The organism is Paraburkholderia sp. WC7.3g, assembly GCF_050436345.1.
Taxonomy (GTDB): Bacteria; Pseudomonadota; Gammaproteobacteria; order Burkholderiales; family Burkholderiaceae; genus Paraburkholderia; species Paraburkholderia podalyriae.
Map to the genome: position 1 here is coordinate 916,156 of NZ_JBNDMA010000002.1, position 24,606 is coordinate 940,761.

Consider the following 24,606-nt stretch of genomic DNA (forward strand, 5'->3'; position numbering starts at 1 on the left):
TTTTTATCGATTGATGGTGGTACGCGCGGCGAGGGCGCCGCGCGTACCCGACTTTTTAAGGAGTGTGACGATGAAGCGATATGGCGTGGAAGGCGGAAAGGGAACGGGCGGTCAGGTTATGCCGTTCGCGCGTGCGGTCGAAGCGGACGGCTGGCTGTTCGTGTCGGGCCAGACGCCGATGGAAAACGGCGAAGTGATCAACGGCGGCATCGTCGAGCAATCGCGCAAGGCGATCCAGAACGTGTTCGCGATCCTGAAGGAAGCCGGCTATGGCGCCGAGCACGTCGTGCGCTGCGGCGTGTGGCTCGACGATGCGCGCGACTTCGCGTCGTTCAACAAGGTATTTCGCGAGTATTTTGGCGAGAATCCGCCGGCGCGCGCGTGCGTGGTGTCGTCGATGGTGATCGACTGCAAGGTCGAGGTGGACTGCGTCGCTTATAAGAAGCCGGCGGTCTGATCGCTTTGATGGCTTTCATGCGACGAGGGCGCTGCAGGCCGTGATGGCCTGCGGTGCCCTCGTCGCGTTTACCGCTGTTATTTGTGTTCCAGTTACTGCCGCGCAAGCCGCATGTTGTCCGGCATCGGCAAGTTGTAGTTGGTGCGGAATGGGTTGATGTCGAGCCCGCCACGGCGCGTGTAGCGCGCGTACACCGCGAGCTTCAGCGGTTTGCACATCTTCATGAGGTCGACGAAGATCCGCTCGACGCATTGCTCGTGAAAGCCGGTGTGATTGCGATACGAAATGATGTAGCGCAACAGGCCCGCGTGATCGATCTGCGGCCCGGCGTAGTGGATCTGCACGCTGCCCCAGTCCGGCTGACCGGTCACCGGGCAGTTCGACTTCAGCAGGTTCGAGAACAGCGTTTCCTCGACCGGCGCTTCGTCGTGCGCCGCGCTGAGCAGCGACGCGTCCGGCTGATAGACGCTCGCCTCGAGTTCCAGCCGGTCGAGCGACAGGCCGTCGAATTCTTCCATTTTCAGCCTGCCGAATTCGTGCGGCGTGCTCAGATGTGCCGACACCGTCGCGCCGCACGACGCGGACACGTCGCGCTTGATCGTGTCGCGCACGCTCTCGGCCGAGTCGAACGCAGTCTGCGCGAACGAGCCCAGATACAGCTTGAACGATTTCGACTCGACGATGTTCGGCGAGTCGGCCGGCACGAAGAACGTCGCGACCGCGATCTGCGGCTTGCCGCGCGCGTTCAGCCACGACAGCTCGTAGGCGTTCCAGATGTCGGTGCCGAAAAACGGCAGTCGCGCGCTGATGCCGATCGCCTCGCGGGCATGGCTGCGCGCGATCGGAAACAGCAGCGTCGGATCGTATTGTTCGGTGTAAGTCGAGGACTTGCCGAGCGGGGATTGTTCGGGTGTCATGATGCGTTCACGATGCCACTCAGCACGTGCCCGGTCGCCGTTACGACGCGGGCCGATTCGCAGTGGCCGATCTGGTCGTCGAAGAAAAAGTCGGGCTCGAACTCGCGCAGAAATGCGCTTTTGTCGAGGCCGCCGAGGAACATCGCTTCGTCGATTTCGATGTTCCATGCCATCAGCGTGCGGATCGCGCGCTCGTGCGCGGGGGCCGAGCGCGCCGTGACCAGCGCCGTGCGAATGCGCATCGGCGCGGCCGCGTCCGCGAGTTTTTGCAGCCGGTGCAATGCTTCGAGCAGCGGCTTGAGCGGACCGTCCGCGAGCGGCAGATGCTTGTTGTCGATCTCGTGACCGACGAAGGCGCGCAGGCCGTCAGTCTGGAAGATGCGTTCCGCTTCGTCGGAAAACAAGACCGCGTCGCCGTCGAACGCAATGCGGATTTCGTCCGGGTACTTGCTCGCCATTTTCGCCGATTCCGGCAATACACGTGCGGACGGGAAGCCAGCGGCGAGCGCATCGCGCACGTCCTGCTGATTCGCCGACAGAAACAGCGACGCGTTCAGCGGCTTCAGATAACCGAATGGCGCGCGGCCGCGCGTGAACACGCCGCGCTCGATCGCGAGCCCGTGTTCGCGGCAGGAATGAAACGCGCGCAGACCGCTGATCGGATCGCTGCGCGACAGGATCACCACTTCGACGCGATGATCGCGGGCGTTCAGCGCGAGCAGTTTGCGGATCAGCGCAAACGCGACGCCCGGTTTCGCGGGCACGTTCAGGCGCTCACGCTGCAATGCTTCGTAGGCCTTCAGGTCGCCCGCCTCGAAGACGCAGTTTTCTTCCTCGAAGTCGAACAGCGCGCGCGACGAGATTGCGACCACCAGTTTGTCGACAAGCGAAAGCGCCATCGGTGCATTCCGGTCCGAAGAGATCACGCGAGGAAGAGGCGATAGACAGGATTTTTCGTCTCTTCCCAGCACGGATAGCCGAGCGTTTCGATGAAGCGCTCGAACGCGTGGTGGTCGCTTTCGGGCACCTGAATGCCGACCAGAATCGAGCTGTAGTCCGCGCCCTGGTTGCGGTAGTGGAACAGGCTGATGTTCCAGTTCGGCGCCATCGACGACAGGAATTTCATCAGCGCGCCCGGACGCTCGGGAAACTCGAAGCGGAACAGACGCTCATCGCGCGCGAGCGGCGAGCGGCCGCCGACCATGTAGCGGATGTGCTGCTTCGACAGTTCGTCGAAGGTCAGGTCGACGGTCGCGAAGCCGTGCGCTTCGAATGCGCCGGCGATCTGCGCCGACTCGCTGCGATTGCGGATCTGCACGCCGACGAAAATATGCGCCGAGTTCGCGTCGGCGATCCGGTAGTTGAATTCGGTGACGCTGCGCGTGCCGACCAGCTCGCAGAAGCGCCTGAAGCTGCCGCGCTCTTCGGGGATCGTCACCGCGAATACCGCTTCGCGCGCTTCACCCACTTCCGCGCGTTCGGCGACGAAGCGCATGCGGTCGAAGTTCATGTTCGCGCCCGACGTGATCGCGATCAGCGTCTGGTTCTCGATGCCTTCGCGTTCGGCGTACTGCTTCGCGCCGGCCACCGCGAGTGAGCCGGCCGGTTCGAGCACGCTGCGGGTGTCCTGGAACACGTCCTTGATCGCGGCGCACAGCGCATCCGTGTTCACGAGCAGCACTTCGTCCAGATATTCGCGGCACAGGCGGAAGGTTTCTTCGCCGACGAGCTTCACTGCGGTGCCGTCGGAGAACAGACCGACTTCATTCAAGGTCACGCGCTCACCTGCCTTCAACGACGCGGCCATCGCGCATGAATCATCGGTCTGCACGCCGATCACCTTGATCTCGGGGCGCACCGATTTGACGTACGCGGCGACACCGGCCGCGAGACCGCCGCCGCCAATCGGCACGAAGATCGCGTGAATCGGCCCCTGGTGCTGGCTCAGGATTTCCATCGCGACGGTGCCCTGGCCCGCGATCACGTACGGATCATCGAACGGATGCACGAAGCTCAGGCCGCGTTCTTCCTGCAGCTTGACCGCATGGCCGTAGGCATCGCTATACGATTCGCCAAACTGCACGATCTCGACGGTCGGCCCGCCATGCGTGCGGATCGCGTCGAGCTTGAGCTGCGGCGTCGTCACCGGCACGACGATGATCGCCTTCACGCCCATGCGTGCCGCCGATAACGCCACGCCCTGCGCATGATTGCCCGCCGACGCGGTGATCACGCCGCGTCCGAGCGCCTCGGCCGGAATATGCGCCATCTTGTTGTACGCGCCGCGCAGCTTGAACGAGAACACCGGCTGGTTGTCCTCGCGCTTCAGATAGACCGGGTTGCGCAGGCGTGCCGACAGGTTCGGCGCGCGTTCGAGTTCGGTCTCGCGCGCCACGTCGTAGACGCGCGCGGTCAGGGTCTTTTTCAGGTAGTCGTGGGAAGCCATGCGGGTGGCGCGGTGCGCTGTGTAAGACGGGAAAGCGTCAATGATAGCGCCAACGGTGCCCGCTCTGGCCGTTCCGCGCACGGCGGGGAAGGATGCCGCGCCGCTGACCCGGGCATTTCGGAACCGCGTGATCGCAGTTGACCAAACCGTCCGGACGGTCAATCAGGCGGCATGCGAATCGTCGCCGGATTCCCCCGCCAAAACCCCCGAATCGCCGCCGCCGCCCCGCTTCCCGCCGTCAACGCGTGGTGGAATGATGCGGTAGAATTCCATTTTGGAATAAGGATCGGAAGATGCACTGGCAGCCTCGGATCGCCCATTTGATGCCGGTCCCGCGCGAATCGTGCCCCGCGGCGGAGCGGCATGTCCGCCACGCGCGATCGTGTAGCTGTCTCTGAGTGCCGCGAAGCGACCGCCGTGAGTTGGCCGCCGGTCGTGTTCGCTCCCCTGGAAGCCCTAGAAGATTTCAAGCATTGCGCCCCACGCGCACTGTCGGCCGACGCCTCGTGACGAGCGCGTCAGGCTGACCTACCGAGTCGTCCAAACATGAACGCACCTCAAGTTTTCGATCCGCACGGCGCCACTGCTGCGGTGGCCGCCGATCCCGAAGCGCGTCTGCGCGAAATTCCCTACAACTACACGTCGTTCTCCGACCGCGAAATCGTCATCCGGCTGCTCGGCAACGACGCGTGGGACGCGCTCGCCGAACTGCGCGCCGAACGCCGCACCGGCCGCTCGGCGCGGATGCTGTACGAAGTGCTCGGCGACATCTGGGTCGTGCGTCGCAATCCGTATCTGCAAGATGATCTGCTCGACAACCCGAAGCGCCGCGCGCTGCTGATCGAGGCGCTCAATCACCGCCTCGCCGAAATCGAGAAGCGCCGTCGCGCCGATCTGCGCGAACACGGCGACGAAGCTGGCGTCGATCGCGCCGCGCGCGTCGAAAAGCTGGTGCAGGCCGCGCGCCGCGCGATCGACGAGTTCGCCAGCGAATTCCAGCAGACCTACGACCTGCGCCGCCGTTCCACGCGCGTGCTCGGCAAGGTCACGCAGAAAGACAACATCAAGTTCGACGGCCTGTCGCGCGTCTCGCACGTGACCGACGCGACCGACTGGCGCGTCGAATACCCGTTCGTCGTGTTGACGCCGGACTCCGAAGCCGAGATCGCCGGCATGATCAAGGCCTGCTTCGAACTTGGCCTGACCGTGATTCCGCGCGGGGGCGGCACGGGCTACACGGGCGGCGCGGTGCCGCTCACGCCGTTCTCGGCCGTCATCAACACCGAAAAGCTCGAACAGCTCGGCCCTGTCGAAATGACCCAACTGCCGGGCGTCGATCGCAAGGTGGCGACGATCTTCTCGGGCGCGGGCGTCGTCACGCGGCGCGTGACCGAGGCGGCCGAGCAGGCCGGCTTCGTGTTCGCGGTCGACCCGACCTCGCTCGACGCGTCCTGCGTCGGCGGCAACGTCGCGATGAACGCGGGCGGCAAGAAGGCGGTGCTGTGGGGCACGGCGCTCGACAACCTCGCGTGGTGGCGCATGGTCGATCCGGAAGGGAACTGGCTCGAAGTCACGCGTCTCGCGCACAACATGGGCAAGATCCACGACATAGACGTCGCGCGTTTCGAGCTCAAGTGGTTCGACGGGGACTACGCGCCGGGCGAGAAGCTGCTGCGCACCGAAGCGCTGGACATCAAGGGCCGTGTGTTCCGCAAGGAAGGCCTCGGCAAGGACGTCACCGACAAATTCCTGGCCGGTCTGCCGGGCGTGCAGAAGGAAGGCTGCGACGGGCTCATCACGTCGGCGCGCTGGGTGCTGCACAAGATGCCCGCGCATACGCGCACCGTCTGTCTCGAGTTTTTCGGCCAGGCTCGCGAGGCGATTCCGAGCATCGTCGAAATCAAGGACTACCTGTTCGAGACATCGCGCCAGGGCGGCGCGATTCTCGCGGGTCTCGAGCATCTGGACGAGCGCTATCTGCGCGCGGTCGGCTATGCGACGAAGAGCAAACGCAACGCGTTCCCGAAGATGGTGCTGATCGGCGATATCGTCGGTAACGATGCGGACGCGGTCGCGCAGGCCACGTCGGAAGTCGTGCGCATGGCCAACGGCAAGAGCGGCGAAGGTTTCGTCGCCGTCAGCGCCGAGGCCCGCAAGCGCTTCTGGCTCGACCGCAGCCGCACCGCCGCGATCGCCAAGCACACCAACGCGTTCAAGATCAACGAAGACGTCGTGATTCCGCTCGACCGCATGGGCGAGTACACGGACGGCATCGAGCGCATCAATATCGAGCTGTCGCTGAAGAACAAGCTGCAACTGGTCGACGCGCTCGAAGTGTTCTTCAAGGGCGGCAAGCTGCCGCTCGGCAAGAGCGACGACGCGAACGAAATCCCGAGCGCCGAGCTGCTCGAAGACCGCGTGCAGCAGGCGCTCGATCTACTCGCGCGTGTGCGCACGCGCTGGCAATTCGTGCGCGACAAGCTCGACCTGTCGCTGCGCGAGGCGCAGCACTATCTGGTCGGCCTCGGCTACGAATCGCTCGCCGAAAAGTTCGCCGATCGCGTCGACGCGCAACCCGACGCAACCGTGTTCCACCTTGCGCAGGACCGCACGATTCGCGTGTCGTGGAAGCAGGAAATCCGCGCCGAATTGCGGCAGATTTTCAACGGCGGCGAGTTCGAGCCGATCCTCGACGAAGCCCAGGCGATCCACAAGCAGGTGCTGCGTGGCCGCGTGTTCGTCGCGCTGCACATGCACGCGGGCGACGGCAACGTCCACACGAACCTGCCGGTCAACTCCGACAACTACGAGATGCTGCAGGACGCGCACACGGCGGTCGCGCGCATCATGAAGCTCGCGCGTTCGCTCGACGGCGTGATCTCCGGCGAGCACGGCATCGGCATCACGAAGCTCGAATTCCTGACCGACGACGAGATCGGCGAATTCCGCAAGTACAAGCAGCGCGTCGATCCGCATGGCCGCTTCAACGCGGGCAAGCTGCTCGAAGGCGCGGACCTGCGCAACGCGTACACGCCGAGCTTCGGCCTGATGGGCTACGAATCGCTGATCATGCAGCAGTCCGATATCGGCGCGATTTCCGAGTCGATCAAGGACTGCCTGCGCTGCGGCAAGTGCAAGCCCGTCTGCGCGACGCACGTGCCGCGCGCGAACCTGCTGTACAGCCCGCGCAACAAGATTCTCGCTACGTCGTTGCTGGTCGAGGCGTTCCTGTACGAAGAGCAGACGCGCCGCGGCGTGTCGATCAAGCACTGGGACGAATTCAACGACGTCGCCGATCACTGCACCGTGTGCCACAAGTGCGTGACACCGTGCCCGGTGAAGATTGACTTCGGCGACGTGTCGATGAACATGCGCAACCTGCTGCGCAAAATGGGCAAGAAGAAGTTCAACCCGGGCAACGCGGCGGGCATGTTCTTCCTGAACGCGACGAATCCGCAGACCATCAACCTCGCGCGCACCGCGATGATGGGCGTCGGCTACAAGGCGCAGCGCCTCGGCAATGAAGTGCTGAAGAAGTTCGCGAAGAAGCAGACCGCGCATCCGCCCGCCACGGTCGGCAAGCCGGTGATCACGCAGCAGGTGATCCACTTCATGAACAAGAAGATGCCGGGCAACCTGCCGAAGAAGACCGCGCGCGCGTTGCTCGATATCGAGGACAATAAGATCGTCCCGATCATCCGCAATCCGAAGACGACCACCGCCGACACCGAAGCGGTGTTCTACTTCCCGGGCTGCGGCTCCGAGCGGCTGTTCTCGCAGGTTGGTCTCGCGACCCAGGCAATGCTGTGGGAGGCGGGCGTGCAGACCGTGCTGCCGCCGGGCTACCTGTGCTGTGGCTATCCGCAGCGCGGCTCGGGCCAGTACGACAAAGCCGAGCAGATCGTCACCGACAACCGCGTGCTGTTCCACCGCGTCGCCAATACGCTGAACTACCTCGACATCAAGACGGTGGTGGTGTCGTGCGGCACGTGCTACGACCAGCTCGCCGGTTACGAATTCGAAAAGATCTTCCCGGGCTGCCGGATCATCGACATCCACGAGTATCTGCTGGAAAAAGGCATCAAGCTCGATGGCGTGAACGGCGTACGCTACATGTACCACGACCCGTGTCATTCGCCGATCAAGACGATGGACCCGGTCAAGCTCGTCAATCAGCTGATGGGTTCGGAGCAGGACGGCTACAAGATCGAGAAGAACGACCGCTGCTGCGGCGAATCGGGCACGCTCGCGGTCACGCGTCCCGACATCTCGACCCAGGTGCGCTTCCGCAAGGAAGAAGAAATCCGCAAGGGCGCGGCGAAGCTGCGCGGCATCCCACTCCTCGCGGAAGCGGGCGCGAACGCGATCAATCCGGCGAATGCGTCGGCCGGCGCCGCGGGCGCGCCGAACGGTTCCGTGCTGAAGGCCGGCGACGGTCCGCAGCCCAATCACGGGAACGCGGGCGCGACCGACGTGAAGATCCTCACGAGCTGCCCGTCGTGCCTGCAAGGGCTGTCTCGCTACAACGAAGACGCGGGTACCGAGGCCGATTACATTGTCGTCGAGATGGCACGCCACGTGCTTGGCGAGAACTGGATGGCGGATTACGTTCAACGGGCGAACAATGGCGGAATCGAGCGCGTGCTGGTTTAATGGCACGACCAACGATTTTTGCCGAGGACGACGATGGACTGCGTTTTTTGCCGTGAAGACGGCGGCGATGTGCTGTGGCAGGACGACTCGTTGCGCGTCGTCCTCGCCGACGAACACGACTACCCGGGCTTTTGCCGGGTCATCTGGAATGCCCACGTCGCCGAGTTTTCGGATCTTTCGGTCGACGAGCGCGATCACGTGATGAAGGCCGTGTACGCGGTCGAGCGTGCGCAGCGACGCGTGATGCAGCCCGCGAAGATCAACCTCGCGAGCCTCGGCAACCAGGTGCCGCACGTGCACTGGCACGTGATTCCGCGTTTTTCGAACGACGCCCATTTCCCACTGCCGATCTGGGCGCCGCGCCAGCGCACGGTGTCCGAGGCGATGCTGTCGTCGCGCCGTGCGCAAGCCACGCTGCTGCGCGAAGCCGTACGGCAGGAAATCGAACAGGCGCTGCGCTGAGCGTCGCTGAAATCCGTCGCCGCGCACCGCCGGGCTCCCGTCGGCGTGTGGGGCGGCCGACCCGCCGTTATCACCCGCCGTTATCTGATGAGGCCAACATGAGCGGATTGACTCCCGAGACGCCGGTGCCGACCGGCGTGGTCGTGCATTCGAAGTCACGCGTGCTCGAACTGCAGTACGCGAACGGCGAAGCGTATCGGCTGCCGTTCGAGCTGCTGCGCGTGTATTCGCCGTCGGCGGAAGTGCAGGGCCACGGGCCCGGCCAGGAAACGCTGCAGACCGGCAAGCGCGACGTGACGATCACGATGATCGAAGGCGTCGGCAATTACGCGCTGCAGCCGACCTTCTCCGACGGACACGCCACCGGCATCTACTCGTGGGACCTGCTGTACGACATGGCAGTGCGTCAGGATGAACTCTGGCGCGCGTATCTCGCCAAACTGGCAGCGGCCGGCATCGACCGCGATACGCCGATGGTACCTGCCGCTGCTGCGCACGGGCACTGTCACTGATACGATTCGCCCCCGAACGCCGCTCGAGCGGCGCAACATTCAAGAACACGCGAAAGGACGAGCGCGATGAGCAAAACCCACTTCGGCTTTCAATCGGTCGACGAACAGGACAAGGCGCAGAAAGTGGCGGGGGTGTTCCACTCGGTGGCCGCCAACTACGACTTGATGAACGACCTGATGTCGGGCGGATTGCACCGGGCGTGGAAGGTGTTCACGATCGCCCAGGCGAACGTGCGGCCGGGCTACAAGGTGCTCGACCTCGCGGGCGGCACCGGCGACCTGTCGAAAGTGTTCGCGAAACAGGCGGGCGAGACGGGCGAGGTCTGGCATACCGACATCAATGAATCGATGCTGCGCGTGGGCCGCGACCGGCTGCTCGACAAGGGCATCATTACCCCGACGCTGCTCTGCGATGCCGAGAAAATCCCGTTTCCGGACAACTACTTCGACGTCGTGACCGTGGCTTTCGGGCTGCGCAACATGACGCATAAAGACATCGCGCTCGCCGAAATGCGTCGTGTGCTGAAGCCGGCCGGGCGGCTGCTCGTGCTGGAATTCTCGAAGGTTTGGGATCCGCTGAAGAAGGTCTACGATCTGTATTCGTTCAAGGTGCTGCCGTGGCTCGGCGAGCGCTTCGCCAAGGACGCGGAAAGCTACCAGTATCTGGCGGAGTCGATCCGCATGCATCCGGACCAGGAAACCCTAAAAACGATGATGGAACAAGCTGGTCTCGACGGCGTCAAATATTACAATTTGTCAGCTGGCGTGGTAGCTTTACATGTGGGGACCAAATACTAGGTTTCCTAACCCATCGTTTTTTAAAGGAAAGTGCGAAATGCCCGATTCGATTGTGTTATCTACTCGTAAGGTAAGGGGGGCGCTGGCGAGAAGAATCGGACTGATCGCGATGGTCGGTCTGCTCATGGCCGGCACCCTTGCCTCCCTCGACGCCGAAGCGCGCCGCATGGGCGGCGGTCGCAGCTTCGGCCGTCAATCGAATAGTCTGCAGCAGCGCCAGACGACCCCGCCAACCCAGCCGGCGCAGAACAATCAGGCCACGCAGCAGCGCGCGCAACCGGCGCCCGCGACTACGCCCACACCGCCCGCCGCGCCGAACCGTAATCGCTGGCTCGGGCCGATCGCCGGTATTGCGGCCGGCCTTGGCATCGCCGCGTTGCTGTCGCATTTCGGGCTCGGCGAGGCATTCGCCGGCATGTTCGCCAATGTGATCGTGATCGCGTTGATCGCGATGGTCGCGATCTGGCTCATCCGCCGCTTCATCGCCCGCAAACGCAATGCGGCGCAGCCGGCCTACGCGGGCACGGCGCCGTCGCTGAACGCCAACAGCACCGGGTATATGCAGGAGCCGCAGTACACCGCGCCGCCCACCGGCGCGTATCTCGAGCCGCAAGGCAATCCGTTGACCACGCCGTCCGTCGGCGCGACGCCGTCGGTGCCGGCCGGCTTCGATTCGGAAGCGTTCCTGCGTAACGCGAAGGTGTACTTCGTGCGCCTGCAGGCCGCGTGGGACGTCGGCAACGTCGAGGACATCCGCGAATTCACGACGCCGGAAATGTTCGCCGAGGTGCGCGTCGATCTCGCGTCGCGCGGCACGCAGCCGAACCGGACCGATGTCGTGCAACTGAACGCCGAGCTCCTCGGCGTCGAGGAGCGCGCGAACGAGTCCTTCGCGAGCGTGCGCTTCTCCGGTTTGATCCGCGAGGAGCCGGGCGCGGCGGCCGAGCCGTTCGTCGAGGTATGGAACCTGTCGAAGGCGAACCGCGCTGGCGAAGGCTGGCTGCTTGCCGGCATCCAGCAGGTCGAGCAACACTGACATGCCGAAGCATCGAGTCGCGTTTGCCTCGCAAAACGCTGGCCGCGGCACGGCGATTCCTGGCCTCGCGCATGGCTTAGGCCGTTCGGCATAGCAGGCCGCGAAGCGAACGGACGCTACAATGGGAACCCGCGCAAGCACCTCGCTCGCGCGGGTTTTTTCTTGCCACTTTCGATGACCCTCGCCGCCAAGCCCTTCGCTGCTGCTGTCAATCATCTGCTCGCCCGCGAATCGTGGGCCCGAGAGCGCCTCGCCCCGTACGCGGGCAAGACCGCTCACCTGTCATGTCCACCGGTTGTCCTCGCGCTGCTCGTGCAGCCCGACGGTTACCTCGGCACGCTCGACGAAGCCGATGCGCATCAGTTCGACGTGACGATCTCGGTGCCGTCCGACGCACTGCCGGCCTTCCTGCAAGGTGGCCAGGCCGCGGTGATGAAGCACGTGAAGATCGAGGGCGACGCCGAGTTCGCGACCGTGATCGCGAAGCTCGCCGAGCATCTGCGCTGGGAGCCGGAGGAAGATCTCGCGAAGCTGATCGGTGATGGTCCCGCGTGGCGCATCGCGTCGCTCGTGCGCTCGGTCGGCGAGCAGGTGCAGCGCACCGGCCGCAACCTGCTCGACACCGCCGCCGAGTATCTGCTCGACGAAAATCCACAGCTGGTACGCCGCACCGCGCTCTCGGACTTCAACCTCGAGCTGGCGCGCGCACGCGATTCGCTCGCGCGCGTCGAGAAGCGCATCGAGCGTCTCGAACAGAAGGTCGAAGCCCGCGGCGCGCAAGCGCCGGGCGGCGCCGCCACGTCGCGCGGCACGCGCTAGTCACCGGGCCCAGCCATGCGTTTTCTGCGTTTCCTCAAGATATTTTTTACGGTCATCCGCTTCGGCCTCGACGAAATGATGTTGAGCCGCATCAACGACCGGCGCGTGCGTCTGCTGCTGCGTATCACGACGCTCGGCCGTAAGTTCGATGCGCCGCCGGGCGTGCGTCTGCGGCTCGCGCTCGAAAGCCTCGGGCCAATCTTCGTCAAGTTCGGCCAGGTGCTGTCGACGCGTCGCGATCTTCTGCCGGTCGATATCGCCAATGAACTCGCCAAGCTGCAGGACCAGGTGCCGCCGTTCGATTCGGCGGTCGCGATCGCGCTCGTCGAGAAGTCGCTCGGCGCGCCGGTCGACGTGCTGTTCGACGATTTCGAGCGGGTGCCGGTCGCGAGCGCATCGATCGCGCAGGTGCATTTCGCGAAGGTTAAGGCCGGCCAGCATGCGGGCAAGGCGGTCGCCGTCAAGGTGCTGCGCCCGAACATGCTGCCGGTGATCGAATCCGACCTCGCGCTGTTGCGTGACATCGCTGTGTGGGCCGAGCGTCTGTGGGCCGACGGCAAGCGCCTGAAGCCGCGCGAGGTGGTCGCCGAATTCGACAAATACCTGCACGACGAGCTCGATCTGATGCGCGAGGCCGCCAACGGCAGCCAGTTGCGGCGCAACTTCCAGGGGCTCGACCTGCTGCTCGTGCCCGAGATGTACTGGGAGTTCTGCACGCCCACGGTGCTCGTGATGGAGCGCATGGTCGGCGTGCCGATCAGCCAGGTCGAAACGTTGCGCGCGGCGGGCGTCGATATTCCGAAGCTCGCGCGCGAGGGCGTCGAGATCTTCTTCACGCAGGTGTTCCGCGACGGCTTTTTCCATGCCGACATGCATCCCGGCAACATCCAGGTGAGCCTCGATCCCGCGCACTTCGGCCGCTATATCGCGCTCGACTTCGGCATCATCGGCGCGCTGTCGGACTTCGACAAAAACTACCTCGCGCAGAACTTCCTCGCGTTTTTCAAGCGCGACTACCATCGCGTCGCGACGCTGCATCTGGAGTCCGGCTGGGTGCCGCCGAGCACGCGTGTCGAAGAACTCGAAAGCGCGATCCGCGCGGTCTGCGAACCGTACTTCGATCGCGCGCTGAAGGACATTTCTCTCGGCCAGGTGCTGATGCGCCTGTTCTCGACATCGCGGCGCTTCAACGTCGAGATTCAGCCGCAGCTCGTGTTGCTGCAAAAGACGATGCTGAACGTGGAAGGCCTCGGCCGCTCGCTCGATCCCGAACTTGATCTGTGGAAGACCGCGAAGCCTTACCTCGAGCGCTGGATGAACGAGCAGATTGGCGTGCGCGGCTGGTACGAGCGTCTGAAGATCGAGGCGCCGCAGTGGAGCAAGACGCTGCCGCAGTTGCCCCGCCTCGTTCATAACTTGCTGGCCGAACGTCACCATCCGGTGGGCGGCGCGAACGACGACGTGATCCGCCAGATCCTGCTCGAGCAGAAGCGCACTAACCGTCTGCTGCAAGGCCTGCTGCTGTTCGGCGTGGCGGTCGGCGTCGGCGCGATGCTGGCGCGCGCGTTCTTGGTACTGGCTTATGGTGGATAGAACCCGATGAGCGATCCGACCCAACCCTCCGGGCCCGATTTCGCGACCCGCGATCCCAACTCGCCCGAGTTCTGGGACGAACGCTTCGAGCACCATTTCACACCGTGGGATCAGGCGGGCGTGCCGTCCGCGTTTCGCGCGTTCGCCGAACGGCACCGCCACGCCGCCGTGCTGATTCCAGGCTGCGGCAGCGCGTATGAAGCGGTATGGCTTGCGCGTCAGGGCAACCCGGTGCGCGCGATCGATTTCTCGCCGGCCGCCGTCGCGGCGGCGCGCGAGCAACTCGGCGCACAGCATGCATCGCTCGTCGAGCAGGCGGATTTTTTCACCTATATACCGCCGTTCGCACCGGCGTGGATCTATGAGCGCGCGTTCTTCTGCGCGCTGCCGCCGGCGCGCCGCGCGGACTACGCGCAGCGCATGGCCGCGTTGCTGCCGGCCGGCGCGTTGCTCGCGGGCTTGTTTTTCATCGGCGCGACGCCGAAAGGGCCGCCGTTCGGCGTCGAACGCGGCGAGCTCGACGCGCTGCTCACGCCACACTTCGAGCTGATCGAAGATGAAGCGGTCGACGACTCGATCGCCGTCTTCGCCGGACGCGAGCGCTGGCTTACCTGGCGACGTCGCGGATAACGCCACGCGCGACGCGCGCCGCTCTTGAGAGGTCCGCGGGTCGCCCCCATCTGCCGCGCTGGTGGGCGCGGCACGCGTCGGCTTCCCCGAAATGCGGGGAACGGACATCGTTTGCGGCTATAATTCGAGGCTTTGCAAGCGTTTACAAGATTTCAGTAGGGATTTGGAGTAGGAAACGATCATGCCGATCTACGCTTATCGATGCGGGTCATGCGGTTTCGGGAAGGACGTGCTCCAGAAGATGAGCGACCCCCAGTTAACGCAGTGTCCCGAGTGCGGAAAAGACACTTTTAGCAAACAACTCACCGCCGCCGGCTTCCAGTTGAAAGGCTCCGGCTGGTACGTGACCGATTTCCGCGGCGGCAAGAGCACGCCGGCCGCCTCTGAAGCGTCGGAAGCGAAGTCCGAGCCGGCCGCAGCCGCTGCCCCGGCTACATCGGCTGCCCCGGCCGCTCCCGCAGCCCCTGCCGCTGCGCCCGCCGCTGCGAGCCCGAGCGGTTCCGGCAGCGCCTAGTGGGACTGCCGCCCCGCGCGGGCGGCGTATCTACCGCGCATGGGCTTCGGCCCGCGCAGCTTTCTGGCGGTACACATGACGACGAAGAAATTCACGCTCAAATCGGTGTTTCTGACCGGCCTGCTGGTGCTGGTGCCTCTGGCCATCACACTGTGGGTGCTCGGCCTGATCATCGGCACGATGGACCAGACCTTGTTGCTGCTACCGAGCTCATGGCAGCCGGAGCGCGCAATCGGCTATCGTTTGCCCGGCCTCGGCGCGGTGCTCACGCTCGCGTTCATCTTCGTCGTCGGGCTGTTGACGCAGAACTTCATTGGGCAGAAGCTCGTGAAGTGGTGGGAACTGCTGGTCGCGCACATTCCGGTGGTCGGCCCGGTCTACACCAGCGTCAAGCAGGTGTCCGACACACTGCTGTCGAGCAGCGGCAATGCATTCCGCAAGGCGCTGCTGATCGAGTACCCGCGCCGTGGTTCCTATACGATCGCGTTTCTGACCGGCATTCCGGGCGGCGACGTGGTCAACCACCTGAAGGAAGACTACGTCAGCGTCTATGTGCCGACCACGCCGAACCCGACGTCCGGCTTCTTCCTGATGGTGCCGAAGAGTGAAGTGATCGAGCTCGACATGACGGTCGACGCTGCGCTCAAGTACATCGTCTCGATGGGCGTCGTGGCGCCGTCCGCGCCGCCGCCGGCGCCGGTGCGCCGCACCACCGTCGAGCCTCCGCTGTAATGCCGGCGCGCAACGCTTCATGCAGGATCGTCTGCGGCGCGCCGTTCAACCAATGCATAACGAAAGACAAACATCATGTCGATGAGATCTGAATACTGCGGTCTGGTGACCGAAGAACTGCTGGGCCAATCCGTCTCGCTGTGCGGCTGGGTCAGCCGCCGCCGCGACCATGGCGGCGTCATCTTCATCGACCTGCGCGATCGCGAAGGGCTCGTTCAGGTCGTCTGCGATCCGGATCGCGCTGACATGTTCAAGATCGCCGAAGGCGTGCGCAACGAGTTCTGCGTGCAGATCAAGGGCGTCGTGCGCGGCCGTCCGGAAGGCACGACCAATGCCTCGCTGAAGAGCGGCAAGATCGAAGTGCTGTGCCACGAGCTGATCGTGCTGAACGCGTCGGTCACGCCGCCGTTCCAGCTCGACGACGACAACCTGTCGGAAACCACGCGCCTCACGCATCGCGTGCTCGACCTGCGCCGTCCGCAGATGCAGCACAACCTGCGTCTGCGCTACCGCGTCGCGATCGAAGTGCGCAAGTACCTCGACGAGCAGGGCTTCATCGACATCGAAACGCCGATGCTCACGAAGAGCACGCCGGAAGGCGCGCGCGACTACCTCGTGCCGTCGCGCACGAACCCGGGCCAGTTCTTCGCGCTGCCGCAGTCGCCGCAGCTGTTCAAGCAGCTGCTGATGGTCGCGAACTTCGACCGTTACTACCAGATCACCAAGTGCTTCCGCGACGAAGACCTGCGCGCCGACCGTCAGCCGGAATTCACGCAGATCGACTGCGAAACCTCGTTCCTGTCGGAACAGGAAATCCGCGATCTGTTCGAGGCGATGATCCGTCACGTGTTCAAGACGACGATCGGCGTCGAGCTCGACCAGAAATTCCCGGTCATGGAATACGCGGAAGCGATGCGCCGCTTCGGTTCGGACAAGCCGGACCTGCGCGTGAAGCTCGAATTCACGGAGCTCACCGACGCGATGCGCGACGTCGACTTCAAGGTGTTCAGCACCCCGGCCAACACGAAGGACGGCCGCGTCGCGGCGCTGCGCGTGCCGAAGGGCAGCGAGCTGTCGCGTGGCGACATCGACAGCTACACGGAGTTCGTGCGCATCTACGGCGCGAAGGGTCTCGCGTGGATCAAGGTCAATGAAGCGGCGAAGGGCCGTGACGGTCTGCAAAGCCCGATCGTCAAGAACCTGCACGACGAAGCGCTGAAGGCGATCATCGAGCGCACCGGCGCGCAAGACGGCGACATCATCTTCTTCGCGGCGGATCGCGCGAAGGTCGTCAACGACAGCCTCGGCGCGCTGCGTCTGAAGATCGGTCATTCGGAGTTCGGCAAGGCCAACGGTCTCGTCGAGTCCGGCTGGAAGCCGCTGTGGGTCGTCGACTTCCCGATGTTCGAATACGACGAGGGAGACAACCGCTACGTCGCCGCGCATCACCCGTTCACGAGCCCGAAGGACGAGCACCTCGAGTACCTCGAAACGGACCCGGCGCGCTGCCTCGCGAAGGCCTACGACATGGTGCTGAACGGCTGGGAAATCGGCGGCGGCTCGGTGCGTATCTACCGCGAGGAAGTGCAGAGCAAAGTGTTCCGCGCGCTGAAGATCAACGCGGAAGAAGCGCAGGCGAAGTTCGGCTTCCTGCTCGACGCGCTGCAATACGGCGCGCCGCCGCACGGCGGTATCGCGTTCGGTCTGGACCGCATCGTCACGATGATGGCCGGCGCCGACTCGATCCGCGACGTGATCGCGTTCCCGAAGACGCAACGCGCGCAGGATCTGCTCACGCAGGCGCCTAGCGAAGTCGACGAGCGTCAGCTGCGCGAGCTGCACATCCGTCTGCGTACGCCGGAACCGAAGGCGTAAACCGCGGCCGCTTCGCGCGACCGGCCAGCGGGCCGGCGGCCGCAAAAAAGCCACACAAGCGAAACGAAAAGGCGCTGAGGTGATCTCCACCTCAGCGCCTTTTTCATTTTTTGCGTTACAGTGAAGCCACCGCTTTCCAGACCCTTTCGACCGTCATCCGACATGTACCGCGCGTCTCGTCGCGCCCAGTTTTGAGCCATGCCGAAACCGCCGAAAATTCCGCAGTCCGTCCTCGTCATCATTCATACGCCCGCGCTCGACGTGCTGCTGCTCGAGCGCGCTGATCATGCGGAGTTCTGGCAGTCCGTGACGGGTTCGAAAGACCGGCTCGACGAACCGCTCGCCGACACGGCGGTGCGCGAAGTCGGCGAGGAAACCGGCATCATGATCGGCGGCGCGCTAGTGCCGCGTAGCGCGTTGTTCGACTGGCAGTACTCGATCGACTACGAGATCTACCCGGAATTTCGTTACCGCTATGAAGCAGGCGTGCTCTACAACACCGAGCACTGGTTCAGCCTGCAGGTGCCCGAGCGCATCGACGTGACGCTCGCGCCGCGCGAACACACCGCTTATATGTGGCTGCCGTATGAAGAAGCCGCATCGCGCTGCTTTTCGGCGTCGAATGCCGATGCGATCCTGCAGTTGCCGCGCCGGCTCGCCGCGCGCCCGGACGACCCGCAATCCGGTTCGCTGGCCGGGGAGCGTGGCCGGTGAGCGCAGGCGGCTCGGGCCGTTTCGCGCGTCTGCGGCACACGTTGCTCGGCCGTCGCTACTGGCAGCGCTACCGCTTCACCGGTAACAACGAGGTCGAGCTGCTGCGCTCCGGCGACGATTTCTTCGACGCGCTGATCGGGCGCATCGACGCCGCCGAGCACGACGTCGCGCTCGAAACCTACATCTTCTGCGACGACGAAGCCGGCCGCGCGGTCAGCGAGGCGTTGCTGCGCGCTGCCGCGCGCGGCGTCAGAGTGCGCGTGATCACCGACGGCGTCGGCACCGCGCGCCTGAAGATGTTCGAGCAATGGCCGGCTGGCGGCATCGAGCATCGCATCTATAACCCGCATCTGTTCGGCCGCTTCGGCTTTTCGCGCACGCATCGCAAGCTCGCCGTGATCGACGATCAGATCGCGTATTGCGGTGGCATCAATATCGTCGACGATTACGAGAACAACGGCGAGAAGCTGCCGTACCGGCGATGGGACTTCGCGGTCGAACTGCGCGGGCCGGTGGTCGCCGACGTGCGCGACGCCATCGAGGTGCAGTGGCGGCGGATTCGCGTCGGCCATCGGCCGCTCGATTCGATGAAGCCCGACTTGTCGCCGCAGGGCGCCAACTCGCTCGGCAGTCTGCGCAGGCGCCGGCGGCGCCGCAACGAAGAGCGGTGGGCCGGCGGCGAGCCGTGCGTCGCGTTCGTCGCGCGCGATAACCTGATCAACCGCCGCGCGATCGAAAAAGCCTATCTGGTCGCGATCGGCCAGGCGCGCCACGAAATCCTGCTGGCCAATCCGTATTTCATGCCTGGGCGCAAGCTGCGTCGCGCGCTGGTGTTCGCGGCGCAGCGCGGCGTGCTCGTGAAGCTGATCATCGGGCGCAAGGAGTTCAAGGCGCTCGATTACGCGGTGCCGTTTCTGTACCACGCGCTGCTGCGCGCGGGCGTGCAGATCGCCGAATATGAGAAGACGCTGCTGCACGGCAAGGTCGCGGTGGTCGATTCGAACTGGGGCACGGTCGGTTCGTCGAATCTCGACGCGCTCAGCCTGATGCTGAACAACGAAGCGAACGTCGTGCTCGTGAACGATCCATCGATCGCCAAACTCCGCGACGCCATTCTCGACGCGTTCACTGACGCACGCCCGATCGATGAAGCGCACTACGAATCGCGACCGGCACGCGTGCGCGCGCTGAGCTGGATCGCGTACACGAGCTACCGCGTCGCGATGAAGCTGCTGACGGTAGGCGGCTACGACTAATACCGGTCACAAGGCGAACGCCTCTAAAAATCTGATTGATCTGATGGTCGAAAGCCGCCAAATTAAAACGCGGTTAGAAACCGGTTTCTAATAAAGTGCTTGTTTCGCGGACGGCAAGCACTCAATAATAGTACGGCCGTTCGATTTTAAATTCGGTCACGTTAGAACAGTAAAACAGCTATGCGAAAAGGCGAACAAACCCGAGCCGCGATTCTCGATGCAGCACTCGATCTGGCAAGCCGGGACGGACTGGAAGGTCTGACCATTGGGTTGCTGGCCGAGCGCATGCAGATGAGCAAGAGCGGTGTGTTCGCGCATTTCGGATCGCGCGAGGATCTGCAGCTCGAGGTCGTGCGCGAATATCACCGCCGTTTCGAAGACGAGGTGTTTTTCCCGAGCCTGCGTGAGCCGCGCGGTCTGCCACGCTTGCGCGCGATGATCTCCCGCTGGTACGAGAAGCGCATTCAGGAAGTCAAGACCGGATGCATCTACATCAGCGGTGCCGTCGAATACGACGATCGCGCGGACAGCCAGGTGCGCGAGCAACTGGTGTCGAGCGTGACGATGTGGCGTGCGGCGCTCATGCGCGCGATTTCGCAGGCAATGGAAGAAGGGCACTTGCGTGCCGATACCGATCCGCAGCTGATGCTGTTCGAACTGTATAGCGTCACGCTCGGCCTGCATCACGACGCGCGCTTCCTGCATCTGCCGGACGCGGTGCGTCTCACGTGGGCCGCGCTGGAAAAACTGATTAATTCGTACCAGAGCGAAAGCCGTTAGCGGTGTCGCCGGAACCTACCGGAAGCGCGCGGCGCAGAAGGTCCGACCACGGACCCGGCCAACGGCCTGGCCTTTTGTCAAAACAGGGAGAGAGAGAGTCATGGGACAGTACGCCGCGCCGCTGCGCGACATGCAATTCGTGTTGCACGAACTGCTCAACGTCGAGGCCGAACTTCGGCACATGCCGAAGCACGCCGAACTCGACACCGACACGATCAACGCGGTGCTCGAGGAAGCCGGCAAGTTCTGCTCCGAAGTGCTGTTCCCGCTCAACCACAGCGGCGACCAGGAAGGCTGCACGTATGCCGGTGACGGCGTCGTGACCACGCCGAAGGGCTTCAGGCAAGCCTATAGACAATACGTCGAAGCCGGCTGGCCGGCGCTCGGCTGCGACCCGCAATACGGCGGCCAGGGACTGCCCGCGTTCGTCAACAACGCGCTCTACGAAATGCTCAACTCGGCGAATCAGGCGTGGACGATGTATCCGGGCCTGTCGCACGGCGCTTACGAATGCCTGCACGCGCACGGTACGCACGAGCTGCAGCAGCGCTATCTGCCGAAACTCGTCGCGGGCGTCTGGACCGGCACGATGTGCCTGACCGAGCCGCATTGCGGCACCGATCTCGGCATTCTGCGTACCAAGGCAGAGCCGAACGGCGACGACTCGTACTCGATCAGCGGCACGAAGATCTTCATCTCGAGCGGCGAGCACGATCTGGCGGAGAACATCATTCACCTCGTGCTCGCGCGTCTGCCGGATGCGCCGACGGGCACCAAGGGCATTTCGCTGTTCATCGTGCCGAAGTTCGTCCCGAACGATGCGGGCGAGCCCGGCGAGCGCAATGGCGTGAAGTGCGGCTCGATCGAGCACAAGATGGGCATCCACGGCAACGCGACCTGCGTGATCAATCTCGATAACGCGAAGGGCTGGATGGTCGGCGAGCCGAACAAAGGCCTGAACGCGATGTTCGTGATGATGAACGCCGCGCGTCTCGGTGTCGGCATGCAGAGCCTCGGTCTCACCGAAGTCGCGTATCAGAACTCGCTCACGTACGCGAAAGAGCGACTGCAGATGCGTTCGCTGACCGGTCCGAAGGCGCCGGAGAAGGCCGCCGATCCGATCATCGTGCATCCGGACGTGCGCCGCATGCTGCTCACGCAGAAGGCCTACGCAGAAGCCGGCCGCGCATTCTCGTACTGGGCGGCGCTCCATATCGACAAGGAGCTGTCGCACGCCGACGAAGCCGAGCGCAAGCAAGCCGCCGACCTGGTCGCGCTGCTCACGCCGATCCTGAAGGCGTTCCTGTCGGACAACGCGTTCGAAAGCACCAATCACGCGATGCAGATCTACGGCGGTCACGGCTTCATCGCGGAATGGGGCATGGAGCAGTACGTGCGCGACGCGCGCATCAACATGATCTACGAAGGCACCAACGGCATCCAGTCGCTCGATCTGCTCGGCCGCAAGGTGCTCGGCGACATGGGTGCGAAGATGAAGAAGTTCGGCAAGCTCGTCGCCGAATTCGTCGAAGCCGAAGGCATCAAGCCGGAGATGCAGGAGTTCGTGAACCCGCTCGCGGACATCGGCGAAAAGGTGCAGAAACTGACGATGGAAATCGGCATGAAGGCGATGCAGAACCCCGACGAAGTCGGCGCCGCGGCCGTGCCGTATCTGCGCACGGTCGGCCACCTGGTGTTCTCGTACTTCTGGGCGCGCATGGCTCGTATCGCACTCGACAAACAGGCGTCGGGCGATCCGTTCTACAAGGCGAAGCTCGCGACCGCACGTTTCTACTTCGCGAAGCTGCTGCCCGAAACGGCGATGACTATCCGCCAGGCGCGCGCCGGTTCGAAGCCGATGATGGACGTCGAAGAAGCGTTGTTCTGACGCTCGCACATCGAGCGAGGCCACACACATCGCGCGAAGCATGGCTGACGCTTCGCGCCATCGCACTACTCCCCGGAGAAACGACGTGAGCAATCTGATCATTCGCAAGGTAGCCGTGCTCGGCGCCGGCGTGATGGGCGCGCAGATCGCCGCGCACCTGATCAACGCCAAGGTGCCCGTGCTGCTGTTCGACCTGCCCGCCAGGGAAGGCCCGAAAAACGGGATCGCGCTGAAGGCGATCGAGAATCTGAAAAAGCTGTCGCCGGCGCCATTCGGCGTGAAGGACGACGCGCAATACATCCAGCCCGCGAACTACGACGACGACATCGCGAAGCTCGCCGAATGCGACCTCGTGATCGAAGCGATCGCCGAACGCATGGACTGGAAGCACGACCTGTACAAGAAGGTCGCGCCGCACCTCGGCCCGAACGCGATTTTCGCGACCAACACGTCGGGGCTGTCGATCACCGCGCTGTCCGAAGGTTTCGCGGACGACCTGAAGGCGCGCTTTTGCGGCGTGCACTTCTTCAATCCGCCGCGCTACATGCATCTGGTCGAACTGATCCCGACCGCGACGACGCGTCCGGAAATTCTCGATCAGCTCGAAACCTTCCTGACCAGCGTGGTCGGCAAGGGCGTCGTGCGCGCGAAAGATACGCCGAACTTCATCGCGAACCGCGTCGGCGTGTTCTCGATCCTTGCGGTTATTGCCGAAGCCGCGAAGTTCGGCCTGCGTTTCGACGAAGTGGACGACCTGACCGGCGCGCGCCTCGGCCGCGCGAAGTCGGCGACGTTCCGCACCGCCGACGTGGTCGGTCTCGACACGATGGCGCACGTGATCAAGACGATGCAGGACACGCTGCCGGACGATCCGTTTCTGCCGGTCTACGAAACGCCGGCCGTGCTCGCCGAACTGGTGAAGAAGGGCGCGCTCGGCCAGAAGACCGGCGGCGGCTTCTACCGGAAGGAAGGCAAGGCCATCAAAGTGCTCGACCCGCAGACGGGCGAGTATGTCGACGGTGGCGCGAAGGCCGACGAAATCGTCGGCCGCATCCTGAAGCGTCCGGCCGCCGAGCGGCTGAAGCTGTTGCGCGAAACGCAGCATCCGCAGGCACAGTTCCTGTGGTCGATCTTCCGCGACGTTTATCACTACATCGCCGTGCATCTGGAATCGATCGCCGACAATGCGCGCGACGTCGATCTCGCGATCCGCTGGGGCTTCGGCTGGAGCGAAGGCCCGTTCGAAGGCTGGCAGACGGCCGGCTGGAATCAGGTCGCCGAGTGGGTCCAGGAAGACATCGCGGCGGGCAAGGCGCTCGCCAACGTGCCGCTGCCATCGTGGGTGCTCGAAGGCGCGGTTGACGAGAAGGGCGGCGTGCATACGGCTGAAGGCTCATGGTCGCCGGCCACTAAGACCTTCGTGCCGCGCTCGTCGCTCGACGTGTACCGCAAGCAGGTGTTCCGCGCGCCGCTCGTCGGCGAAACCGGCGCCGATCCGAAGACCTACGGCAAGACGCTGTTCGAGACCGATGCGGTGCGCGCATGGGTAGACGATCGCGCGGGCGAGAACGACGTGCTGATCGTGTCGTTCACGAGCAAGATGAACACGATCGGACCGGCGGTGATCGACGGTCTGACGCAGGCGATCGAATTGGCCGAGAAGGACTACAAGGGCCTCGTCGTATGGCAGCCCACATCGCTGAAGCTCGGTACGCCGGGTGGTCCGTTCTCGGCGGGCGCGAACCTCGAAGAAGCGATGCCCGCGTTCATGATGGGCGGCGCGAAGGGCATCGAGCCGTTCGTGAAGAAATTCCAGCAGGGCATGCTGCGCGTGAAGTACGCGAACGTGCCGGTGATCTCGGCGATCTCGGGCATCGCGCTCGGCGGCGGCTGCGAACTCGCGCTGCATAGCGCGAAGCGCGTCGCGCACATCGAGAGCTATCTGGGTCTCGTCGAAGTCGGCGTGGGTCTGGTGCCGGCGGGCGGCGGCCTGAAGGAAGCGGCACTGCGCGCGGCCGAAGCGGCGAGCCAGGTCGGCGCCACGAACGACCTGCTGAAGTTCCTGCAGAAGTCGTTCGAGAACGCGGCGATGGCGAAGGTGTCGGCCTCCGCGCTCGACGCCCGCGCGATGGGCTACCTGAAGCCGTCCGACACGATCGTCTTCAACGTGTTCGAACTGCTCGACATCGCGAAGAAGGAAGCGCGCGCGCTCGCCGCGGCGGGCTACCGTGCGCCGCTGCGCGCGACCCAGGTGCCGGTCGCGGGCCGCTCGGCGATCTCGACGATCAAGGCGTCCCTCGTCAACATGCGCGACGGCCGCTTCATCAGCGAGCACGATTTCCTGATCGCGAGCCGCATCGCGGAAGCGGTGTGCGGCGGCGACGTCGAAGCGGGCAGCCTCGTCGACGAAGAATGGCTGTTGCAACTCGAGCGTCGCGCGTTCGTCGAGCTGCTCGGCACGCAGAAGACGCAGGAACGGATCATGGGCATGCTGCAGACCGGCAAGCCGGTGCGCAACTAAGCG

General features: G+C 64.2%; 20 protein-coding genes. 17 read left to right on the forward strand and 3 right to left on the reverse strand.

Translation table 11 applies throughout. The annotated features are described in order from the left end of the window. The first annotated feature begins 70 nt into the window (after window positions 1–70). Window positions 71–457: a RidA family protein gene (locus tag OKW43_RS15785; protein WP_429448336.1), complete on the forward strand. Its 387-nt coding sequence runs from the start codon at window positions 71–73 to the stop codon at window positions 455–457. A gap of 92 nt (window positions 458–549) precedes the next feature. On the opposite strand, the gene queF is transcribed toward OKW43_RS15785, so the two are convergent. The 3 genes from queF to ilvA are packed head-to-tail and all read right to left on the reverse strand — an operon-like array spanning window position 550 to window position 3,820. Further along, entirely contained in the window at window positions 550–1,374 is an 825-nt protein-coding gene (gene queF, locus OKW43_RS15790) for an NADPH-dependent 7-cyano-7-deazaguanine reductase QueF (RefSeq protein ID WP_187633953.1), read from the reverse strand. Then, entirely contained in the window at window positions 1,371–2,273 is a 903-nt protein-coding gene (locus tag OKW43_RS15795; RefSeq protein WP_429448339.1) for a 5'-nucleotidase, read from the reverse strand. The genes queF and OKW43_RS15795 overlap by 4 nt, the downstream gene beginning before the upstream one ends. A 23-nt stretch (window positions 2,274–2,296) precedes the next feature. Next, window positions 2,297–3,820, reverse strand: coding sequence for a threonine ammonia-lyase, biosynthetic (gene ilvA / locus OKW43_RS15800; RefSeq protein ID WP_222945528.1), 1,524 nt, complete (start codon window positions 3,818–3,820; stop codon window positions 2,297–2,299). A gap of 546 nt (window positions 3,821–4,366) precedes the next feature. On the opposite strand from ilvA, the gene OKW43_RS15805 reads away from it, so the two are divergent. From OKW43_RS15805 to OKW43_RS15880, 16 genes are all read left to right on the forward strand, one after another. Continuing rightward, complete coding sequence (locus OKW43_RS15805; protein ID WP_429448341.1) at window positions 4,367–8,473, forward strand: DUF3683 domain-containing protein; 4,107 nt, start codon at window positions 4,367–4,369, stop codon at window positions 8,471–8,473. A 33-nt stretch (window positions 8,474–8,506) separates the two neighbouring features. Beyond that, complete coding sequence (locus OKW43_RS15810) at window positions 8,507–8,935, forward strand: HIT family protein (protein WP_187633949.1); 429 nt, start codon at window positions 8,507–8,509, stop codon at window positions 8,933–8,935. A gap of 98 nt (window positions 8,936–9,033) precedes the next feature. Continuing rightward, on the forward strand, window positions 9,034–9,447 hold the full coding sequence (locus OKW43_RS15815) for a gamma-butyrobetaine hydroxylase-like domain-containing protein (protein ID WP_187633948.1): 414 nt from the start codon (window positions 9,034–9,036) through the stop codon (window positions 9,445–9,447). A gap of 66 nt (window positions 9,448–9,513) precedes the next feature. Beyond that, window positions 9,514–10,245, forward strand: a complete 732-nt coding sequence (gene ubiE / locus OKW43_RS15820) for a bifunctional demethylmenaquinone methyltransferase/2-methoxy-6-polyprenyl-1,4-benzoquinol methylase UbiE (RefSeq protein WP_187633947.1) — start codon at window positions 9,514–9,516, stop codon at window positions 10,243–10,245. Window positions 10,246–10,282: 37 nt separating this feature from the next. After that, window positions 10,283–11,281: a Tim44 domain-containing protein gene (locus tag OKW43_RS15825; protein WP_187633946.1), complete on the forward strand. Its 999-nt coding sequence runs from the start codon at window positions 10,283–10,285 to the stop codon at window positions 11,279–11,281. Between the two features lie 174 nt (window positions 11,282–11,455). Beyond that, window positions 11,456–12,100, forward strand: a complete 645-nt coding sequence (locus OKW43_RS15830; protein ID WP_429448344.1) for a ubiquinone biosynthesis accessory factor UbiJ — start codon at window positions 11,456–11,458, stop codon at window positions 12,098–12,100. 15 nt (window positions 12,101–12,115) lie between these two features. Continuing rightward, entirely contained in the window at window positions 12,116–13,693 is a 1,578-nt protein-coding gene (gene ubiB / locus OKW43_RS15835) for a ubiquinone biosynthesis regulatory protein kinase UbiB (protein ID WP_429448346.1), read from the forward strand. Window positions 13,694–13,699: 6 nt separating this feature from the next. Next, complete coding sequence (locus tag OKW43_RS15840; protein ID WP_429448348.1) at window positions 13,700–14,323, forward strand: methyltransferase domain-containing protein; 624 nt, start codon at window positions 13,700–13,702, stop codon at window positions 14,321–14,323. Window positions 14,324–14,504: 181 nt separating this feature from the next. Next, complete coding sequence (locus tag OKW43_RS15845) at window positions 14,505–14,837, forward strand: FmdB family zinc ribbon protein (protein ID WP_187633942.1); 333 nt, start codon at window positions 14,505–14,507, stop codon at window positions 14,835–14,837. Between the two features lie 75 nt (window positions 14,838–14,912). After that, the gene (locus OKW43_RS15850) at window positions 14,913–15,569 is read left to right on the forward strand and encodes a DUF502 domain-containing protein (protein WP_187633941.1); all 657 of its coding nucleotides are present in this window, start codon (window positions 14,913–14,915) and stop codon (window positions 15,567–15,569) included. Window positions 15,570–15,644: 75 nt separating this feature from the next. Beyond that, window positions 15,645–17,444, forward strand: coding sequence for an aspartate--tRNA ligase (gene aspS, locus OKW43_RS15855; protein WP_187633940.1), 1,800 nt, complete (start codon window positions 15,645–15,647; stop codon window positions 17,442–17,444). 198 nt (window positions 17,445–17,642) lie between these two features. Further along, window positions 17,643–18,158, forward strand: coding sequence for a dihydroneopterin triphosphate diphosphatase (gene nudB / locus OKW43_RS15860; RefSeq protein ID WP_429448351.1), 516 nt, complete (start codon window positions 17,643–17,645; stop codon window positions 18,156–18,158). Continuing rightward, on the forward strand, window positions 18,155–19,414 hold the full coding sequence (clsB, locus tag OKW43_RS15865; protein WP_187633938.1) for a cardiolipin synthase ClsB: 1,260 nt from the start codon (window positions 18,155–18,157) through the stop codon (window positions 19,412–19,414). The genes nudB and clsB overlap by 4 nt, the downstream gene beginning before the upstream one ends. Window positions 19,415–19,594: 180 nt before the next feature. Continuing rightward, window positions 19,595–20,194: a TetR/AcrR family transcriptional regulator gene (locus tag OKW43_RS15870; RefSeq protein ID WP_429448353.1), complete on the forward strand. Its 600-nt coding sequence runs from the start codon at window positions 19,595–19,597 to the stop codon at window positions 20,192–20,194. Between the two features lie 100 nt (window positions 20,195–20,294). Then, window positions 20,295–22,082 (forward strand): acyl-CoA dehydrogenase C-terminal domain-containing protein, encoded by a 1,788-nt coding sequence (locus OKW43_RS15875; RefSeq protein ID WP_429448355.1) that lies wholly within the window; start codon window positions 20,295–20,297, stop codon window positions 22,080–22,082. A gap of 85 nt (window positions 22,083–22,167) precedes the next feature. Beyond that, on the forward strand, window positions 22,168–24,603 hold the full coding sequence (locus OKW43_RS15880) for a 3-hydroxyacyl-CoA dehydrogenase/enoyl-CoA hydratase family protein (protein ID WP_429448357.1): 2,436 nt from the start codon (window positions 22,168–22,170) through the stop codon (window positions 24,601–24,603). Window positions 24,604–24,606: the final 3 nt, after the last annotated feature.

What these genes read in the sequence shown, in the direction of transcription:
- aspS (WP_187633940.1), top strand. Translation starts at nt 15,645, where the DNA reads ATGTCGATGAGATCTGAATACTGCGGTCTGGTGACCGAAGAACTGCTG.
- OKW43_RS15785 (WP_429448336.1), top strand. Translation starts at nt 71, where the DNA reads ATGAAGCGATATGGCGTGGAAGGCGGAAAGGGAACGGGCGGTCAGGTT.
- OKW43_RS15875 (WP_429448355.1), top strand. Translation starts at nt 20,295, where the DNA reads ATGGGACAGTACGCCGCGCCGCTGCGCGACATGCAATTCGTGTTGCAC.
- OKW43_RS15805 (WP_429448341.1), top strand. Translation starts at nt 4,367, where the DNA reads ATGAACGCACCTCAAGTTTTCGATCCGCACGGCGCCACTGCTGCGGTG.
- OKW43_RS15850 (WP_187633941.1), top strand. Translation starts at nt 14,913, where the DNA reads ATGACGACGAAGAAATTCACGCTCAAATCGGTGTTTCTGACCGGCCTG.
- nudB (WP_429448351.1), top strand. Translation starts at nt 17,643, where the DNA reads ATGCCGAAACCGCCGAAAATTCCGCAGTCCGTCCTCGTCATCATTCAT.
- ilvA (WP_222945528.1), bottom strand. Translation starts at nt 3,820, where the DNA reads ATGGCTTCCCACGACTACCTGAAAAAGACCCTGACCGCGCGCGTCTAC.
- OKW43_RS15840 (WP_429448348.1), top strand. Translation starts at nt 13,700, where the DNA reads ATGAGCGATCCGACCCAACCCTCCGGGCCCGATTTCGCGACCCGCGAT.
- OKW43_RS15845 (WP_187633942.1), top strand. Translation starts at nt 14,505, where the DNA reads ATGCCGATCTACGCTTATCGATGCGGGTCATGCGGTTTCGGGAAGGAC.
- ubiE (WP_187633947.1), top strand. Translation starts at nt 9,514, where the DNA reads ATGAGCAAAACCCACTTCGGCTTTCAATCGGTCGACGAACAGGACAAG.
- OKW43_RS15810 (WP_187633949.1), top strand. Translation starts at nt 8,507, where the DNA reads ATGGACTGCGTTTTTTGCCGTGAAGACGGCGGCGATGTGCTGTGGCAG.
- OKW43_RS15870 (WP_429448353.1), top strand. Translation starts at nt 19,595, where the DNA reads ATGCGAAAAGGCGAACAAACCCGAGCCGCGATTCTCGATGCAGCACTC.
- OKW43_RS15825 (WP_187633946.1), top strand. Translation starts at nt 10,283, where the DNA reads ATGCCCGATTCGATTGTGTTATCTACTCGTAAGGTAAGGGGGGCGCTG.
- ubiB (WP_429448346.1), top strand. Translation starts at nt 12,116, where the DNA reads ATGCGTTTTCTGCGTTTCCTCAAGATATTTTTTACGGTCATCCGCTTC.
- OKW43_RS15830 (WP_429448344.1), top strand. Translation starts at nt 11,456, where the DNA reads ATGACCCTCGCCGCCAAGCCCTTCGCTGCTGCTGTCAATCATCTGCTC.
- queF (WP_187633953.1), bottom strand. Translation starts at nt 1,374, where the DNA reads ATGACACCCGAACAATCCCCGCTCGGCAAGTCCTCGACTTACACCGAA.
- OKW43_RS15795 (WP_429448339.1), bottom strand. Translation starts at nt 2,273, where the DNA reads ATGGCGCTTTCGCTTGTCGACAAACTGGTGGTCGCAATCTCGTCGCGC.
- OKW43_RS15815 (WP_187633948.1), top strand. Translation starts at nt 9,034, where the DNA reads ATGAGCGGATTGACTCCCGAGACGCCGGTGCCGACCGGCGTGGTCGTG.